Consider the following 282-nt stretch of genomic DNA (forward strand, 5'->3'; position numbering starts at 1 on the left):
CTGATCTGGTCTGGGCTCCATTGCAGCATGAGTTTCTCTTGCGCAAATTGCCAGGTTGCATCGTCTATCGTCCGCGCATTGATGGCTTTCCGCTCGACTGCCTTGTTATGCGCCTGTTTGGGGCGATAGCCGCGCGCCCCACGGTTACGAACCAACTCTCGGCTGATGGTTGATACGCTTCGGTCGATGACGGTGGCGATCTCGCTTTGTGTGTGTCCCGCTTTCTTCAAGGCGTATATCTGGTATCGTTCTTCTCGGGTTAGGTGTGTGTAGTTCATATTT

General features: G+C 53.5%; 1 protein-coding gene. It reads right to left on the reverse strand.

Annotation, left to right across the window (positions count from 1 at the left end; genetic code table 11):
- Window positions 1–278: helix-turn-helix domain-containing protein (locus KJA79_RS11280; RefSeq protein WP_425518113.1), on the reverse strand; the 278-nt coding region annotated here is incomplete at its 3' end.
- Between the last annotated feature and the right edge of the window lie 4 nt (window positions 279–282).

The sequence above is a fragment of the Nitrospira defluvii genome, assembly GCF_905220995.1.
GTDB classification, from domain to species: domain Bacteria; phylum Nitrospirota; class Nitrospiria; order Nitrospirales; family Nitrospiraceae; genus Nitrospira_A; species Nitrospira_A defluvii_C.